We start from the raw sequence: 16,171 nt of genomic DNA, 5'->3' as shown, positions 1-16,171 counted from the left end.
AACTAACTTGCCTTCATAATAATGAAAATATGAGAGTCTTACTAAGCTGCTTTGCGATACTTTTTTCTTTAAGCGCAACCTGCCAAAAGCAAATAAAGAATGATAAAACAAATGACGTTTTTAATGGTTCTGAGCGTGATAGTCTACAGCTTTGGTTCTATGACCGATCAACGGTAATGGGATTGAATGAGGATAAAAGGAACGAATTCTACAACACCGTATTATACCATACCTATAAGATGAAGGCTTTGGAGAAAAAGGAAAAAGGGTATACATCGGATCAAATCAGACAGAAATTCAATGAATTATTATTAAAACAACACAAGGAGGTAAAGACCATATTGGATGAAAAACAATACGCATATTATCTTGATACTTACGACAAACTATTACGAGATATCTATGATAGAAAGGGTTGGAAATAAAATGCAAAACATAAAGAGGTCAATACTTATCATTCTTTTTCTTTTTGTGACCTCGGGGTTGTCAGCGCAGGTAAAAAAGACTGTCACAATTGGAATATTGGCTGATGAAACTTCTGCTGAAAATGCTCCTTTGCTTGAAAAACTGCAAAATGAGATAACTGTAGTGGTTGGCCAAGATGCCAATGTGATCTTTAAGGAGCCCGTTGAGAACGGGTTTGATTTGAGAAGGGCCAAAGCAAATTATTTGGCAATGGTATCAAGTGATGCCGATATCATCCTTGCCTTCGGGGTCATCAATAATATTGCCCTGTATCAGGAAAAATCATACGCAAAACCCGTAATTGTTTTTGGTTCCGTTAACGGTGATTTTATAGAATTGGAAGAAGGTCAGACCACCTCTGGTATTAATAATTTGGCCTATATCATTACGCCTATTTCGTACTCAGGGGATCTCGACGCCTTCAAGTCCATTTATGACTTCAAAAAGGTGGCCATTTTGGTAGATGATTATTTGATTGGAGCCTTACCCTTAAAACAACTTTTTGATGATTATTTTGCGGACAAAGAATCTACCTATAGTTTAGTTGCGCTGCCTACTGACGGCAACATTGCTAACCTACTTGGAGATGAGGATGCCATATATTTGGCAGGAGGCTTTGCCTTTTCAGATGCCGCTTTTGAAACCTTGGTTTCAGAGATTAATGCAAGACGACTGCCTTCTTTTTCGGCAAGCAAAAAACAGGATGTGGAAAAGGGGATTTTGGCCACCAACCAACCCGAAACAAATATTGACCAGTTTTTTAGGCGGATAGCTCTCAATGTGGAATCCATAGTGAATGGCACCAACCCTTCAGATCTACCATTACGTCTGGAATATAAAAACCGACTGTCTCTAAATTTTAATACCGCCAAGGAAATTCAATTTCCGCTGCGGTACAGTATGTTGGGTACTGTTGACATTGTTGGAGGTGAAAGTAGATTCACCTCAGAAAATGCGTACTCGCTATTGGACATCATGAATGGGGTTATTGGGCGCAATCTGAGTCTGGAGGTGGAGCGAAGGAACATCGATTTGAGCATTCAGGATGTAAAAACGGCCAAAAGCAATTTTTATCCAGATGTCACTGCTTCCGCCACTGGGCTCTATGTCGACCCCAGAATTGCGGAAATATCAAATGGAGCTAGTCCAGAGTTCTCTACAGCAGGTAGCGTGGGATTGCAACAATTGCTATATTCTGAAGCAGCAGCAGCGGGCATCACCATACAGGAGAACTTGCAGAAAGCGCAGATTGAAACCTACAATGCAGCAGAATTGGATGCTATTTTGAACGGCTCGGTTGCCTACTTTAATGCCTTGATTTTGAAGACAAATGCTAAGATTCAGGCGGAGAACTTAGAAGTAACAAAAGAGAACCTTGAAATTTCGGAGCAAAATTTTGAGGCCGGAGCCTCAGGCAAATCCGATGTACTTCGTTTTCGTAGTCAGTTGGCCCAAAACATTCAGACCTTGATCGAGGCGGGCAATCAACTGAACCAAGCTTATTTTACCGTCAATCAATTGATGAACAATCCGATTGACACAGAAATTGACATCCAAGATGCTGTTATTTCTGAAGGTTTGTTTTCCAATTATCGCTATGAGGATTTTTTGGAGATTTTAGATGACCCTAAACTAAGACCGTTCCTTGTTGATTTTTTAATTGAAGAAGCTAAGAAGAATGCTCCGGAATTAAGGGGGATTGGATATAATCTTGAGGCAACCCTACGCAGTTACCGCTTGAGTTCCAGCGGAAGATTTGTTCCAACAGTGGCACTTCAAGGACAATATAATTTGGCTTTAACCGAGTCTGGTGAAGGTTCAACGATACCAACTGGGTTTCCTGTGCCTCCCGATGGCACTTACAATTTTGGATTGAATCTTTCCCTTCCCATATTTAGACAGAACTTGAACAATATTGGTAGGCAAACAGCTAAAATCCAAGAAGACCAACTGAATATCCAAAAAGATAATATCGACTTAAATATCGAAACCAATGTCAATGCCCTAGTTTTGGATTTAACCAATGAGATTGCCAATATTCAAATTTCGAAAATTGCCGAGGAAGCGGCGAAAGAAAGTTTGGATTTGACCCAAATTGCGTACAGCGAAGGAGCCGTTCCATTGATTCAATTAATTGATGCTCAGACTAACTATTTGCAATCACAATTGGCAAGTGCCACTGCTAATTATAACTATCTACTGGCCTCCATGCAATTGGAAAGAGCCATTGGGTATTTCTTTTTAATGAATTCCGATGAAAACAATCAAGATTTTATTCAAAGAGCTAGAACGTTTATCCTAAGTCGAAACTAAACATAAAAAATACCACCCATGAAATTTTTCCATTATAAAACACTAATGCTTTTAGCAATTGTAGCATTTACGTCCTGTAAAGAGGAAGAAAAGAAGAAGGAAGAAGCTTTACGTCCGGTAAACTATCAAGTGGTAGGAACATCCAGTGCCCAAAAAATTAGAACGTTTAGTGGAACCGCAAAAGCGAGTGACGCCATTGATTTAAGCTTTAGAAGTGGTGGTGTCATTACTAAGGTCAATCATTGGAAGGGGGCCAATGTTAAAAAGGGAGATATCATTGCAAGATTGGACAATGTAGAAGCAAATTTAGCTTATGAACAGTCGGTTTCGGCATTGAACAGTGCGAACTCGGCCATGAAAACTGCAAAATCGGCCCTTGACCGCGTCAAGGCCCTATATGAGAGTGGGAGTCAATCCTTAAGTGATTATGAGCAAGCAAAGAATTCCTATCAATCCGCTTTGGACCAATACGAATCTGCAAAACGAAACAGAAGTATACAAGCAACCCAATTGAGCTATGGCATTATAAGAGCACCGAAGCATGGGGTAATCGCAAGCACTGATGGGGGTGTCAATGAAAGGGTGTCCGCTGGACATGTATTTGCAGTTTTAAATGCCGGGGATGATTTGAAGATTGAAATTGGATTGCCAGAATCACTTGTCAATAGGGTAAATGTGGGTATGGAGACGGACCTTGAATTTTCTTCAATTGAAGACAGCTCCTTTAAGGGAACGGTCATCGAGGTTTCTCCTTCGATAGATGAGAGCTCTTCGACCTATATAACCGCGATTGGTATAATCAATCCTTCATCCGAAATCAAGCCAGGTATGGCAGCATCGGTTACATTCAATTTTGAATCAGGAGAAGTGGAAGATGATAACACCCTGGTTATTCCAGTAAAAGCTGTAGGCGAAGATGGTGATGGAAATTATGTCTTTATCATTGAATCTGAGGACGGGGAAACAGGTACGGTCAAAAGGCAAACTATTGAAGTTGGCGAACTAACGAGCAATGGTTTCAAAGTAAAAAGTGGGCTTAACGGAGGGGAGAAAATCGCAACCGCCGGCCTGCAGACCTTACTTGATGGTCAGAAAGTAAGATTACAATAACCAACCTGAAACCAATCACATTATGAATCTTACTAAGTTTTCAATCGACAACAACCGTGTTGTATTAAGTATTTTGGGTGTGGTAATGCTCATGGGACTGGTGGGTTATCAAAGTCTTTCGCGTGATAGTATGCCACCCTACACCATTCGAGTTGCTTCCATTGTTTCTTCCTTTCCGGGAGCAAGTCCTGAGCGCGTTGAAGAATTGGTTACCGATAAAATTGAAAAAGTAGCCCAAGAACTTCCTGAATTAAAAAAGGTAACAAGCACTTCTAGAACAGGTCTTTCCGTGGTACAGGTTGAATTGGTCATGCAAGTGGAACCTCAAGATTTGCAACCTGTTTGGGATAGGCTTCGTAGAAAACTAAATAGTATCCAAGGGTTGCCCAATGGGGTGCAACCCCAATTGAAAGATGATGGCATTGGAGAGGTTTTTGGTATTGCTGTTGGTGTCACCAGTGATGGCTACTCCTATGCCGAGATGAAAGAATTTGCCGATGATATTAGGGATGACCTTATTAAACTCTCAGATGCGGCAAAGGTTGAAATCAATGGGGACCAAGAGGAAAGGGTTTTTGTAGAGTTTGATAACACCAAACTAAAGAGCTATGGACTTACATCAAGCCGGTTGCAAGGCTTGATTAGCAACACCAATATTTTAAGCTCTGGTGGACAGGTGAATGTCGAGGACGAACGAATTATTTTGGAACCTACCGGTAATTTCGATGATGTGTCTGATATAGAAGAAATGTTGATTCCTGTTGGGGAAAGCGGTCAAGTGGTGCCTCTAAAAGATATTACCAATGTGCATAAAGGTTACATTAACCCACCCACCCAAATTGTAAGTATCAATGGCAAGGATGCACTTTCATTGCATGTTTCCTTAAAAGCAGGCGCCAACATTATCAAATTGGGAGAAGAACTCAATGTGGTTCTTGCTGAATGGAGAGAAAAACTTCCGGTCGGATTGGAATTGAATCGAGTAGCCTCCATTGATTCTTATATTGAACTTAAAATCAGTGATTTTGTCGGCAACCTTTTACAATCCATAGGAATCGTTTTGGCAGTGATGCTGATTTTTCTTGGTTTCCGTACGGGGTTGATAATTGCCAGTCTGATTCCAATAGTGACCATTACCACTCTGTTTGTAATGGGGTTGATTGATGTTGGTCTTAACCAAATAACATTGGCTGCCTTGATCATGGCCTTGGGTATGATGGTGGACAACGGCATTGTTGTGGCTGAATCCATAATGGTCAAAATGGAAAATGGGGCCAATGTTAAAAAAGCTGCCATTGATTCTTGTTCAGAGTTGTTTACGCCCTTATTGATATCAACATTGACTACCTCGGCCGCTTTCCTTTCTTTCTACATGGCGGAATCTGTAATGGGGGATATCATGGGGCCTATTTTTGTGGTCATCACCATAGCACTGTTATCGTCTTGGATCATTGCCTTGAGCATCATCACGTTGTTCTGTGTGTTCTTTTTAAAAGTCAAAAAGAGGGAAGAGGGAAAAACCAGTTTCTTAGACCGTCTTATCAACAGTTTAAAAAAGAAATACAAAGATTTGATTTTGGTGGCACTAAGTTGGAAACGCACCGTGCTTTTAGGTATCGTTGGCTTGTTTGTGCTATCTATTGTGGGCTTTGGACTGTTAGCCTTTGTGTTCTTCCCAGACAGCGACCGAAACATGATTACGGCTGACATCAATTTGCCTGAAGGCACGAAAATTGAACGCACCGAGGAAATGGTGGCGGCCATAGAAGAATTCATGCGGAATGAACTTCAGGTCTCCGAAGAAAAAACCGATGGAGTTGTGGATTGGTCAGCCTATATTGGGGAGGGGCCTTCTACTTACGATTTAGGTTATAATCCCGATGAGGCAAATTCCAATTATGCCCATATCCTGATCAATACTTCCAATTTTCTGGTCAACAATGAAATGGTCAAAAAACTGGACTCTTTCAGTTTCAATACTTTTCCCAATGCGGACATCAAAGTGGGGCTTTTAGGTTCAGGGGGAGGAGGCACGCCCATTGAAATTAAGGTATCAGGGGACGATCCGGACAAACTGGCCGAGATATCACAATCTATCAAAACCAAATTGTTTGGTATTTCCGGTACTAAAAACATTAAGGATGACTGGGGACCTAAAGGGAAGAAATTTATCATTGACATTGACCAGAACAAAGCGCAATTGGCCGGTGTTACCAATCAAGATATTGCAACCTCTCTGCAAACAGTACTGGATGGCTTTAGAACGGGAGAGTATAGAGAGGAGGATAAATCCATCCCTATAGTGATGCTCAGCGACCAAAATAAGCAACAATCGCTGGCATCCTTGGAGACATTGAACATATATGCCCAAAACTCGGGAAAAAGCGTCCCGCTACTTCAGGTAGCTTCCATCATTCCGCAATGGCAATATACCCGCATCAAACGATTGGATTTGACCCGAACCGTAAACGTTTCCAGTGAATTGACTGAAGATGGGAATGCGTCCGCCATTGTTGCTGAAGTTACACCATGGTTGGAGGAGCAGGCCGAAATATGGGGTTCGGGCTATTCCTATAAATTGGGTGGAGACGCAGAAAGTACAGCTGAGAACATGGGTGCCGTGGCCAATTATTTACCACTATCCGCATTCATAATAGTGATGTTATTAATCATTCAATTTAACTCTTTCCGAAAAATGGTGATGATTGTCTGTACAATTCCATTGGGAATCATTGGAATGGTTCTTGGATTGTTGATTTTCAATGTCCCCTTTGGCTTTATGGCTTTTTTAGGTGTTATTTCATTGGCGGGAATCGTAATCAACAATGCTATTGTATTGGTGGATAGGATAGAAATAGAGGAAAATGAACTCCAACGAAAACCACAGGATGCCATTATTGCGGCCTGTCTGCAACGTTTTAGACCAATCCTTTTGGCCACGTTCACTACGGTTCTTGGTTTGATACCCTTATATCTAGGTGGGGGTGAAATGTGGGAACCTATGGCCGTAACCATTATGGTGGGTCTTTTATTCGGCACTGTTATTACCTTATTGTTTATTCCGGCATTTTACAGTGTATTGTATCGTGTAAACTATAAGGGATATACCTTTAATGAAGCTTTACTTGAGTAACCTATTGTTATGAACCTATATTTGTATCGGTTTGAGCTCTTTTTTATTACTCAAATGATTATTCTCTTTGGGGGTCTCGTTATTCCTGGTGAATTTTTCGAACAAACGGTTGCGCCCATTGCGTTTTTGCTGAACTTGGTTGCGGGTGTTATATTAATTTCAAAAAGAAAAGAGCTTTTCTGGTTCTTTTTGGTCTTATTGTTTGCCAGTAGCATCATTCTTGGTCTTGCGCAGGCCTATGATGATATGACCCTTTCCACAAGGTATATCCAGTTTGGGATTTATTTTGCTTTTTATTTGTTGATAAGCTATGAGATTATCAGACAGGTCTGGTATACCGACGTAGTGAACAAAAAAGTGATTCTTGGTATGTTAAGTGGATTCATATGCCTTGGTTTGATTGGCTTTTTTATTTATATGAGCATAGAGTTGACCCATCCGAATTCTTTTGAAGGTGGACTTTTGGCTATGCGAGGTGAAATGCCCAATGTGCTTACGGAGCAGCTTATGTACTTTAGTTTTATAACATTGATGACAATTGGTTATGGTGAGATTGTGCCGGTAACACCATTGGCACAAAAAGCTGCAATATTAGTTGGACTCATAGGACAATTTTATTTGGTTATCATCACTGCGGTAGTTGTAGGGAAATTTATAAATCAAAGGAATTCATAATTATGTCAAAAAGCCTCATTTATTCCAAAATAGATTCCATTCTGACCATCCTTGCCATTACCAATATCCAATCGTAGCCATGTACCTTGCTCTTTTAATAATTTGAATCGCACCCCTGCACCGTAACCAGGTTTTAAAGAGTTAAATCGGAGCAGGTCTTGAGCATCTCCTGCAACACTTCCGAAAAGACCGAATGCCGCTAACTTCCATCTTGGTTTAAATTGATACCGGTATTCTGCTTGTACCACATACATGTTTTTGTCCAAAAAACGACCGTAAAAATAACCTCTTGCGCTGTTACTGCCCCCAAAGAAAGCCATGCCTTGAAAAGGAACGTCCCCAAAATTGTTTTCGACGAAGATTTGGGTGGCAAGCGTCCCCCAAGTACCGACAGGTGCGTAATTGCGTAAATCTAACGTAAACTTATTGAAACCATGGGTTGCCCCTAGAATTGGACTTGAAAAGTGGGCCCCAATTTCAAATAATTGTCCATTGGTTGGTGAACCCGTATTATTTCTGGTATCCAGATTAAACTCTGCACCAATACCACTGATTACAGTCCTATCGGCACCCAGAATATCACCAGAGTCCAATAAACCCCCACTAAGTACTTCTGTGACCTGATGATTTGCAAAATTATAGGTAAGGCCAAAATTCAGATCCGGAGGTAACCTTTTCAGAAATCGCAATTTGACCTTATGTGTAGTTTGCTCATAAAACTCTTCGTTCTCCTCTGGAGTTTCCGGACCTATTCCCCAGAAGGAATTGGGATATATCTCAAACAAATAGTCAGCATCAATGAAATAGTCGCCTTTGCCCAAATATACCTGTGGAGTAACATTGAACATAATTTGTCCTGCTGTGGTATATATTCCACTAAAAAGAATGTTGGATAATCGTTGATTGTATTGATTGGTGTTGTTGAGCAAAAACATTTGCCCGCCCCCACCAACTCCGAACTCAGTTTCTGGAGTATAAAAGGCTATTGGAAGCCCTATAAATTTTATGTTCTTTTTTTTGCCAATTGTATCCGTTTTTACAAATTCCTCTGGGCGGCCCTGTGCGTTAAGAGTGAGAGGAACCAGAATCAAGGTCAAAAAATGTAATATTCGCTTTCCCATTAAAAAAAGAAATCATCTAGAATTACGTTGAAACCAAAGGTAAAGGCGGTGTTGCTTATGGTCAGGTTTTGGGAAGTAGTAGTTCCAGGGGGCTGTTGTACCTGGTCAATTCCTATCCAAAATAGGTTAAGATCGAAGCCAATATCAAAGGCGATTTTATCATGTATGACATAGGAATAGCCAAGACCAATCAACATACCAAAACCGCTGCCTTCCGATTCGAGCTCCGATGGCACAGACAATGTGTTCAGTTGGGTTTCTTCATTATATCGAACATAACCTGGGGAAAATCTTGCAAAAAGTGACCCTCGACTATTTGAAGAAAGGTAATAACCTGTAAATGGCCCTATATATAGGGTTTCAGTCGTACTGTCAATATTTCCGCCCGAACTGGCACGATCCGCATTTAGCGTACCTCCTACAAGCCAGCGGTCCTTGATAAATTGACCCGTAGAGATGTTCAGTCCAAACTCGTTTGTAATTGTTTTTAAATCAGAACCTCTGACCTCACTGGAATTGGAACTTATACTGCCGGAGAGCCCTGTAAGCCATCGTCCCTTTCGAAAAGGAGTGTTTAAGGAATCCGTTGTGATATTTTGCTGGGCTTGCACACAAAAAGATGCCGATAATAAGAGCAAGGCGACAATATATAAGTTGGTGCTTTTGCTGAGATTTGGTCCCATTAAAATATGGAATGGTAATTAGTATCATAGCAATATACTCGATATATTATTGGAAATAAAATTTTCCATAGATGCTTGGCATTTTGTAAAAAATATATTTGAATTATGTTAATTAAGTTTTATGGTACCAGAGGTTCAATACCTGTATGTGATAAAAGTTTCCAAGAATTTGGAGGGAACACCACCTGTGTTGCGGTAATGGAGGACAACAAAAGAGGGGATGTATTGATTTTTGATGCAGGAACGGGAATAAGAAAACTGGGAAAGGAATTGATGCTAAGACCCCCTGGTGAGCTAATCAGACTTGTAATGGCTTTTTCGCACTTCCACTGGGACCATTTATAGGGATTTCCCTTTTTCGCTCCAGCCTACGACCCTTCAAAAAAAATTGATGTTATTGCCATGGGAAAAGACTTGAACATACCAGATTTGAAAACAATATTTGCTAAGCAAATGGAAAGCACATTCTTTCCAGTGAGTTTGGATAATATGGGCGCACAGTTCAGCTTTCATTTAGAGAATACGGATAAACATTCTTATTCAACAGGTAAAACAGGTCGTTTGCTGACCAATAGACACAACCATCCCGGAGGGGCCTATGGATACCGACTGGAGGTAGGGGGAAAGGTGTTTGTGTATTGTACCGATTTGGAGCATGGTGAATGCTTGAATGAAAAAGTCATAGAATTTGCGAAAGAGGCCGATTTGCTAATATATGAGGCACAATATACCCCGGAGGAGCTTCCAAAATTCAGGGGATGGGGACATAGCAGTTGGGAACAGGCCATTGAAGTGGCCAAACTGGCCGGCGTAAAGAAGTTGTACCTTACCAATCATGACCCAGAACACAATGATGAATTCCTACAAAAGGAAGAAAGAAAATGCCAAGAAAGGTTTCAAAATTGTTATTTTGCAAGAGAGGGAGATGAGAATTTAATTTGAATTGTTCTATAGCCAATTACCTTTGATTATAACAGTTAAGAAATGAGATATCCATTTAAAGGCCAATACCACGATGCTTTCGCCAGTATGGTAAAGATTACCTTGAGAGATGGCGATGCTTCGGAAAGGGAGATTATCTTTTTGGAACACCTTAGGTATAAACTCAGTCTCGACGAGAGGGAATATGAGTTTATCATGCAGAACTATATGAGCTATCCTATAACTGCTCCATATTCCAAAGATGAACGAATAAAAGCCTTGTACGAGTTGGGAAAAATTTTAAACTCGGATAAAACCATTGAGGGAAAAGATCAGACCAGATGGTTGGGTCGGGTAGCAAGGTCAATAGGCTTTGAACCAAATTCTATCGGGGAGATCACTTCAGAGGCCCTATCACTTACCAGAGAAGACATTGAATTTGATCAATTCGATACAGCGATACTTAAAATTTTGGTGAACGACAGTGCGACTCAATAATCTACGTTACATAAAAAACTTTTTTTCAATAAAAGTAATCGGCAGAATACTTCTACTTGCAATTGGTAGTCTTATGTTGTCTTGTGGCCCCACTAAAATGCAATCTACATGGATCAAAGAAAGTTATTCTGATAGGCAGTACGCTAAAATTGCGGTTGTCGGAGTAGGGAAAGATCTATCGGCACGAAACACTTTTGAACAAGATGCCGTTGAACTTTTAAGAGCACAAGGAATCAATGCAGTTGTAGGGATTCATATGTTTCCCCCCGGCGGGAAAGTAGAAATACGCGGGCCCAAAGACTATATCAAAATAATCAAGGAAAACAACTTGGACGGCGTTCTTACCATGGCCTTAGTGGATTCAAACGAGAAAGAACGCTACCAGCCTGGGGAGACCGTCTATATCCCATCATATTATCGTGTAGGAAAATATATCTATCGAGGTTATCGAACCTATAGTGCACCGGGCTATTATACCAATGCGAAATCATATCTCATTGAAGCGGTATTGTATAATGTTAAAGGAGAGTTGTTTGAAGGAAAGGAAACCATGGTATGGACAGGGCAATCTTCTTTGCTGGAGCCTTCTTCCTTAAAAGCTGCCTCGCAAACCTTTACCAAAAGCATGGTCAATCAAATCGTTGCTGACGGAATAATAATTCCAAGATAAATTATGGATATAGCTGTTGGGCCTGCCGATACTATTATGATCGCCTGTTTGGTGCTCTTCTTTGGAAAGTACATTAACAAAAAAGTCCCATTTTTAAGGGAGTATAATATCCCCGAGCCGGTAACGGGTGGAGTATTGTTCTCCATAGTATTCGGAGCGCTATATTTTATCGGTGGCATACAACTCAGTTTCGCCTTGGATCTTAGGGATGCGTTATTGGTAATTTTCTTTATCACCATTGGGCTTTCATCCCAATTCAAGACCTTGGTAAAAGGGGGTAGGTCCCTGATCATTTTGTTGGTGCTTGCCGTTGGCTATCTCTTCATTCAAAATTTCACCGGTATGGGTGTGGCCGCAATAACAGGGCTTTCCCCAACTACCGGTATCTTGGGCGGTTCCGTTTCTTTTAGTGGGGGCCATGGGACCACCATTGCATGGGTGCCGACGTTCAAAGGGGATTTTGGGTTGGACAACGCGATGGAATTGGGCATTGCATGTGCCACCATAGGACTGGTACTGGGAGGCGTCATTGGTGGACCCATCGCAAAATTCTTGATCAACAAGTATCGGCTTACGCCCAAAGAAGAACAACCGATCACGGTTGGTGTCCGTCATGATAAGGGAGAGGATGTTCAGATAACCTATAGCAGTGCCCTACAGATGATCTATGTGATTTTTGCCACAGTTGGCGTTGGTGAAGGTCTCAATGCCCTGGTCAGTGCCATGGGCCTTTCACTTCCGCGCTTTGTCACCGCCCTGTTTGCGGGCATCCTTATCACCAACCTTATCCCCGTATTCTTCAAGAAAGTGGACTGGAATCCTGAAAAATCCAAGTCACTCGCGCTGGCTTCCGATTTATCCCTTGGTCTGTTTTTGGCGATGTCGCTCATGAGCCTACAGCTCTGGACCTTGGTGGATCTGGCCGGCCCCTTGCTCTTAATCGTACTGGCCCAAGTTATAGTGATTAGTCTGTTCGTGGTGCTTTTTGTATTCCGTATCATGGGCAAGGACTATGATGCGGCCGTAATGAGTGCCGGTTATGCAGGGTTGGCCCTTGGTGCTACCCCCACCGCAATTGCCAATATGACGGCGGTCACCAAAAAATTCGGGGGCTCTCCCAAGGCTTTCATTGTTGTACCCTTGGTAGGTGCCTTCTTTATTGATCTTTCCAATGCGCTGATCATCAAATTTCTGCTCGGGACCTTTGGTTGACCCTTACAATTTAATAACGTAGGTCGGTTTTAAATTTCCTTTAAATTTCATAGCTTCACATAGTTGGGATTTTACAGGTTTGAGCAAATAATTCTTAACGCCAACAAGAAGGGCAAATTTCTTTCTAATATTTAAACTATGGTTGCAAAATACACCACGGCCTTGTTGTGCCTGGCCATGATGGGCGTCTCTTTTGTACATGGTCAGGAATTGACCAAGGAACAAAGGGAAAATCTGAAATACAAGGTCATAATTTTCACATCCGATGACAAAGAGCTGCAGCGCCTTTGGTATGAGGATCGTATGGACGAAATGAAACTCAAGGGAAAGCTGCGGGAAGACTACCACAAAATGGTGGCCTACCATGCATTGAAAATGGAGCTTTTGAAACAAAGTAGGCCGAAGCTCGATAACGAGGAAATTAAATCACGGCTCAGACAGCAGGTCGGACTGCTCAATGATGACGTACGTCCATTCTTGAATGAGACCCAGTTCGAAATCCATCAAAAAAGTTGGGAAGCCATCATTAGGGCCGTAATTCTCAAAGAAGGCCTTGACACCAACTGAGTACTATTTACTATAATCAACCCTTAAACTAAGAACATTATGATTTGGCTAGAATTGCTTATCGTTCTCTTATTTATATTTCTTGGCTCCAAAATGGGAGGCATTGGTATTGGCTATGCCGGCGGGGCCGGTGTGGTGGTACTGACCTTACTATTTGGGCTTGAGGCCGGTTCGGTACCCGTAGACGTTATTTTGATCATCATGGCCGTTATCGCCGCCATCGCCGCCATGCAAAAAGCCGGGGGACTGGATTATCTGGTGCATCTCTCGGAATCGGTACTTCGCAAGAACCCGAAACGGGTCACCTTCCTAGGTCCAACGGTAACCTATTTTATGACCCTGCTTGCCGGTACCGGGCATACCGCGTATGCAGCACTTCCGGTAATTGTCGAAGTTTCCAAGGAGGGCAATGTTCGACCCTCCAAACCCCTGAGTATTTCAGTAGTGGCCTCCCAAATAGCCATAACGGCTTCCCCGATCTCGGCCGCCGTGGTCATATTTGCCAGTTTTCTGGAACCTTTTGGCATTTCCTACCTTCAACTGTTGGCCGTAGCCATCCCAACGACCATTTTAGCATGCGTCGTAGGGGCCATCGTTGCAAACCGCCTTGGAAAACCACTTTCCGAAGACCCCGTTTACCAAGAACGGTTAAAGGCCGGATTGGTCAAACAAAAAAATGCTGCGACCAATGAAAACACCAAGGAAGCGAAAAGGAGTGTTTTGGTGTTTCTGGTGGCCATTGTAATCATAGTTACCTATGCCTCACTCATATCCAAAAAAGTGGGCCTTATAGAATCTCCGCCTCTTGCGAGAAATCAAGCCATAATAGCGGTAATGCTCTTGACAGCTACAGTCATTGCATTGGTCTGTAAGCTTAAAATGTCGGACATCCCAAACATGTCCACGTTTAAATCGGGGATGAGCGCCGCAATTTGTGTATTGGGGGTCGCCTGGTTGGGTGATACTTTTGTCAGCAACCATATAGGGGAAATCAAGGCCGCTGCGGGCGGAATGTTGAACCAATACTCCTGGTTGCTAGCCGTGGTACTGTTCTTTGCCAGTATGCTATTGTATTCCCAAGCGGCGACCACAACGGCATTGATGCCAGCCGCTTTGGCTTTGGGCATAAGTCCCGTAGCGGCCATCGCATCCTTTGCCGCGGTAAGTGCCCTTTTCGTATTGCCCACCTACCCTACACTTTTGGCCGCTGTGGAAATGGATGATACAGGTACCACCAAAATAGGCAAATACGTGTTCAACCATTCATTTATCATCCCGGGCATCGTCACTATTGCCGCAAGTGTCATATTCGGGTTTTTGATAGGTGGACTAATCTTATAACCATTACAATATCCTTTGGGAACCTAATAATAAGCTATCATGAAGACTAGAAAAGAGACCGACCTTTTGGGGGAACTTGAAATTTACAATGAATTGTACTATGGCGTGCACACGCAACGGGCCATTGACAATTTTAAGATATCCAAATCCAAAATCGGGGATTATCCCATATTTATCAAGGGGCTTATCCTCACTAAAAAAGCCTGTGCCGCAGCCAACAAGGAAATTGGGACCATTCCCGCTGACAAGGCTGATATGATCCTACAGGCGTGCGACCACATTCTTGGGGATTTGAATACCTATTCCAAGTTTTTCCCCTCGGATGTTTTTCAAGGGGGCGCCGGAACATCGGTCAATATGAATGCCAACGAGGTCATTGCCAATGTCGCCCTTACCCTGAACGGCCATGAAAAGGGCAACTATGATATATTGCACCCCAATGATCATGTGAACAAGTCCCAATCCACCAACGATGCCTATCCCACAGGGTTTCGCGTGGCCCTTTATTATTACATGAACGAACTGCTCGAACATCTCAATGTTTTGACCACGAGCGTGGACAAAAAAGCGGCCGAGTTCAAAAAAGTGCTTAAAATGGGTAGGACCCAGTTGCAGGATGCCGTGCCCATGTCCCTGGGGGATGAATTTGGGGCATGGTCGGTAAACCTAAAGGAAGAGACCAAGAACCTGAAAAATTCTAGGGACTTGATCCTCGAGGTCAATTTGGGGGCGACTGCCATTGGGACCAGTGTAAATGCGCCCGACGGTTTTACGGCCCTATCCATTGGGTATTTGCAAAAATTCACCAAGGCCAGCTTTGTTCCTGCTGCCAATCTGATAGAGGCCACTTCCGACTGTGGTGCCTATGTCATGATGTCCGGAGCATTGAAGAGGACCGCGGTCAAGCTGTCAAAAATATGTAATGACCTTCGGCTTTTGTCCTCTGGGCCCCGATGCGGATTGAATGAGATTAATTTGCCGGAGATGCAAGCAGGTTCATCGATCATGCCGGCCAAAGTGAATCCAGTGATTCCTGAAGTTGCCAACCAAGTCTGTTTCAAGATCATTGGCAATGATGTCGCCGTATCATTTGCTGCAGAGGCGGGTCAACTGCAATTGAACGTAATGGAACCGGTAATTGCGCAATGCATGTTCGAATCCATTGAACTGTTGTCCAATGCCTGTACAACTTTGGCGGAAAAATGTATTGACGGTATCACCGCCAATGAGGAACATACCAAACAAATGGTCTTCAACTCGGTGGGCATCATCACCTTTTTGAATCCTTTTATTGGGCACCATATGGGCGATGTCATAGGAAAAGAAGCGGTACGAACGGGAAAGAGCATCCGAGAATTGGTTCTTGAAAAAGAGTTGTTGACCGAAGAAGAGTTGGATAAGATTCTAAGTATTGACAACCTAATGCATCCCAAGTATAGGGCTAAATTGCACAAATAATTGT

General features: G+C 42.5%; 15 protein-coding genes. 13 read left to right on the top strand and 2 right to left on the bottom strand.

Translation table 11 applies throughout. From position 1 onward, the window contains the following. The first annotated feature begins 29 nt into the window (after nucleotides 1-29). Genes EW142_RS11670 through EW142_RS11650 form a run of 5 tightly spaced genes read left to right on the top strand, consistent with a single transcriptional unit; the run spans nucleotide 30 to nucleotide 7,696 of the window. A complete protein-coding gene (locus tag EW142_RS11670; protein ID WP_130614043.1) occupies nucleotides 30-425 on the top strand; it encodes a hypothetical protein in 396 nt (131 codons plus the stop codon). Beyond that, on the top strand, nucleotides 403-2,778 hold the full coding sequence (locus tag EW142_RS11665) for a TolC family protein (protein WP_205783262.1): 2,376 nt from the start codon (nucleotides 403-405) through the stop codon (nucleotides 2,776-2,778). The genes EW142_RS11670 and EW142_RS11665 overlap by 23 nt, the downstream gene beginning before the upstream one ends. A gap of 18 nt (nucleotides 2,779-2,796) precedes the next feature. After that, complete coding sequence (locus EW142_RS11660) at nucleotides 2,797-3,888, top strand: efflux RND transporter periplasmic adaptor subunit (protein ID WP_240740205.1); 1,092 nt, start codon at nucleotides 2,797-2,799, stop codon at nucleotides 3,886-3,888. Nucleotides 3,889-3,910: 22 nt separating this feature from the next. Beyond that, nucleotides 3,911-7,021 (top strand): efflux RND transporter permease subunit, encoded by a 3,111-nt coding sequence (locus EW142_RS11655; protein ID WP_130614039.1) that lies wholly within the window; start codon nucleotides 3,911-3,913, stop codon nucleotides 7,019-7,021. A gap of 9 nt (nucleotides 7,022-7,030) precedes the next feature. Then, a complete protein-coding gene (locus tag EW142_RS11650; RefSeq protein ID WP_130614037.1) occupies nucleotides 7,031-7,696 on the top strand; it encodes a potassium channel family protein in 666 nt (221 codons plus the stop codon). Between the two features lie 5 nt (nucleotides 7,697-7,701). On the opposite strand, the gene EW142_RS11645 is transcribed toward EW142_RS11650, so the two are convergent. Then, nucleotides 7,702-8,817, bottom strand: coding sequence for a BamA/TamA family outer membrane protein (locus tag EW142_RS11645; protein ID WP_130614035.1), 1,116 nt, complete (start codon nucleotides 8,815-8,817; stop codon nucleotides 7,702-7,704). Next, nucleotides 8,817-9,500: an outer membrane beta-barrel protein gene (locus tag EW142_RS11640; RefSeq protein WP_130614033.1), complete on the bottom strand. Its 684-nt coding sequence runs from the start codon at nucleotides 9,498-9,500 to the stop codon at nucleotides 8,817-8,819. Before EW142_RS11640 ends, EW142_RS11645 begins: the two co-directional genes overlap by 1 nt. A 105-nt stretch (nucleotides 9,501-9,605) precedes the next feature. Here EW142_RS11640 and EW142_RS11635 point away from each other — a divergent pair, with 105 nt between their 5' ends. From EW142_RS11635 to aspA, 8 genes are all read left to right on the top strand, one after another. Further along, on the top strand, nucleotides 9,606-9,845 hold the full coding sequence (locus tag EW142_RS11635; protein WP_130614031.1) for an MBL fold metallo-hydrolase: 240 nt from the start codon (nucleotides 9,606-9,608) through the stop codon (nucleotides 9,843-9,845). Between the two features lie 84 nt (nucleotides 9,846-9,929). After that, complete coding sequence (locus tag EW142_RS11630) at nucleotides 9,930-10,442, top strand: MBL fold metallo-hydrolase (RefSeq protein ID WP_165395267.1); 513 nt, start codon at nucleotides 9,930-9,932, stop codon at nucleotides 10,440-10,442. Nucleotides 10,443-10,484: 42 nt separating this feature from the next. After that, entirely contained in the window at nucleotides 10,485-10,919 is a 435-nt protein-coding gene (locus tag EW142_RS11625) for a hypothetical protein (RefSeq protein ID WP_130614027.1), read from the top strand. Nucleotides 10,920-11,016: 97 nt separating this feature from the next. Next, nucleotides 11,017-11,589 (top strand): hypothetical protein, encoded by a 573-nt coding sequence (locus EW142_RS11620; protein ID WP_130614025.1) that lies wholly within the window; start codon nucleotides 11,017-11,019, stop codon nucleotides 11,587-11,589. A gap of 3 nt (nucleotides 11,590-11,592) precedes the next feature. Further along, nucleotides 11,593-12,801 carry a sodium/glutamate symporter gene (gene gltS / locus EW142_RS11615; RefSeq protein WP_130614023.1) on the top strand — a complete coding sequence of 403 codons (1,209 nt, stop codon included), beginning with the start codon at nucleotides 11,593-11,595 and terminating at the stop codon, nucleotides 12,799-12,801. 138 nt (nucleotides 12,802-12,939) lie between these two features. Beyond that, nucleotides 12,940-13,368, top strand: a complete 429-nt coding sequence (locus EW142_RS11610; RefSeq protein ID WP_130614021.1) for a hypothetical protein — start codon at nucleotides 12,940-12,942, stop codon at nucleotides 13,366-13,368. A gap of 39 nt (nucleotides 13,369-13,407) precedes the next feature. Further along, nucleotides 13,408-14,709, top strand: a complete 1,302-nt coding sequence (locus tag EW142_RS11605) for an anaerobic C4-dicarboxylate transporter (protein ID WP_130614019.1) — start codon at nucleotides 13,408-13,410, stop codon at nucleotides 14,707-14,709. Between the two features lie 36 nt (nucleotides 14,710-14,745). Continuing rightward, complete coding sequence (gene aspA / locus EW142_RS11600) at nucleotides 14,746-16,167, top strand: aspartate ammonia-lyase (RefSeq protein WP_205783300.1); 1,422 nt, start codon at nucleotides 14,746-14,748, stop codon at nucleotides 16,165-16,167. The last annotated feature ends 4 nt before the right edge of the window (nucleotides 16,168-16,171 follow it).

It is taken from the genome of Flagellimonas allohymeniacidonis (assembly GCF_004296335.1).
Classification (GTDB): domain Bacteria; phylum Bacteroidota; class Bacteroidia; order Flavobacteriales; family Flavobacteriaceae; genus Flagellimonas; species Flagellimonas allohymeniacidonis.
This window is presented reverse-complemented; position numbering and strand designations above follow the sequence as displayed.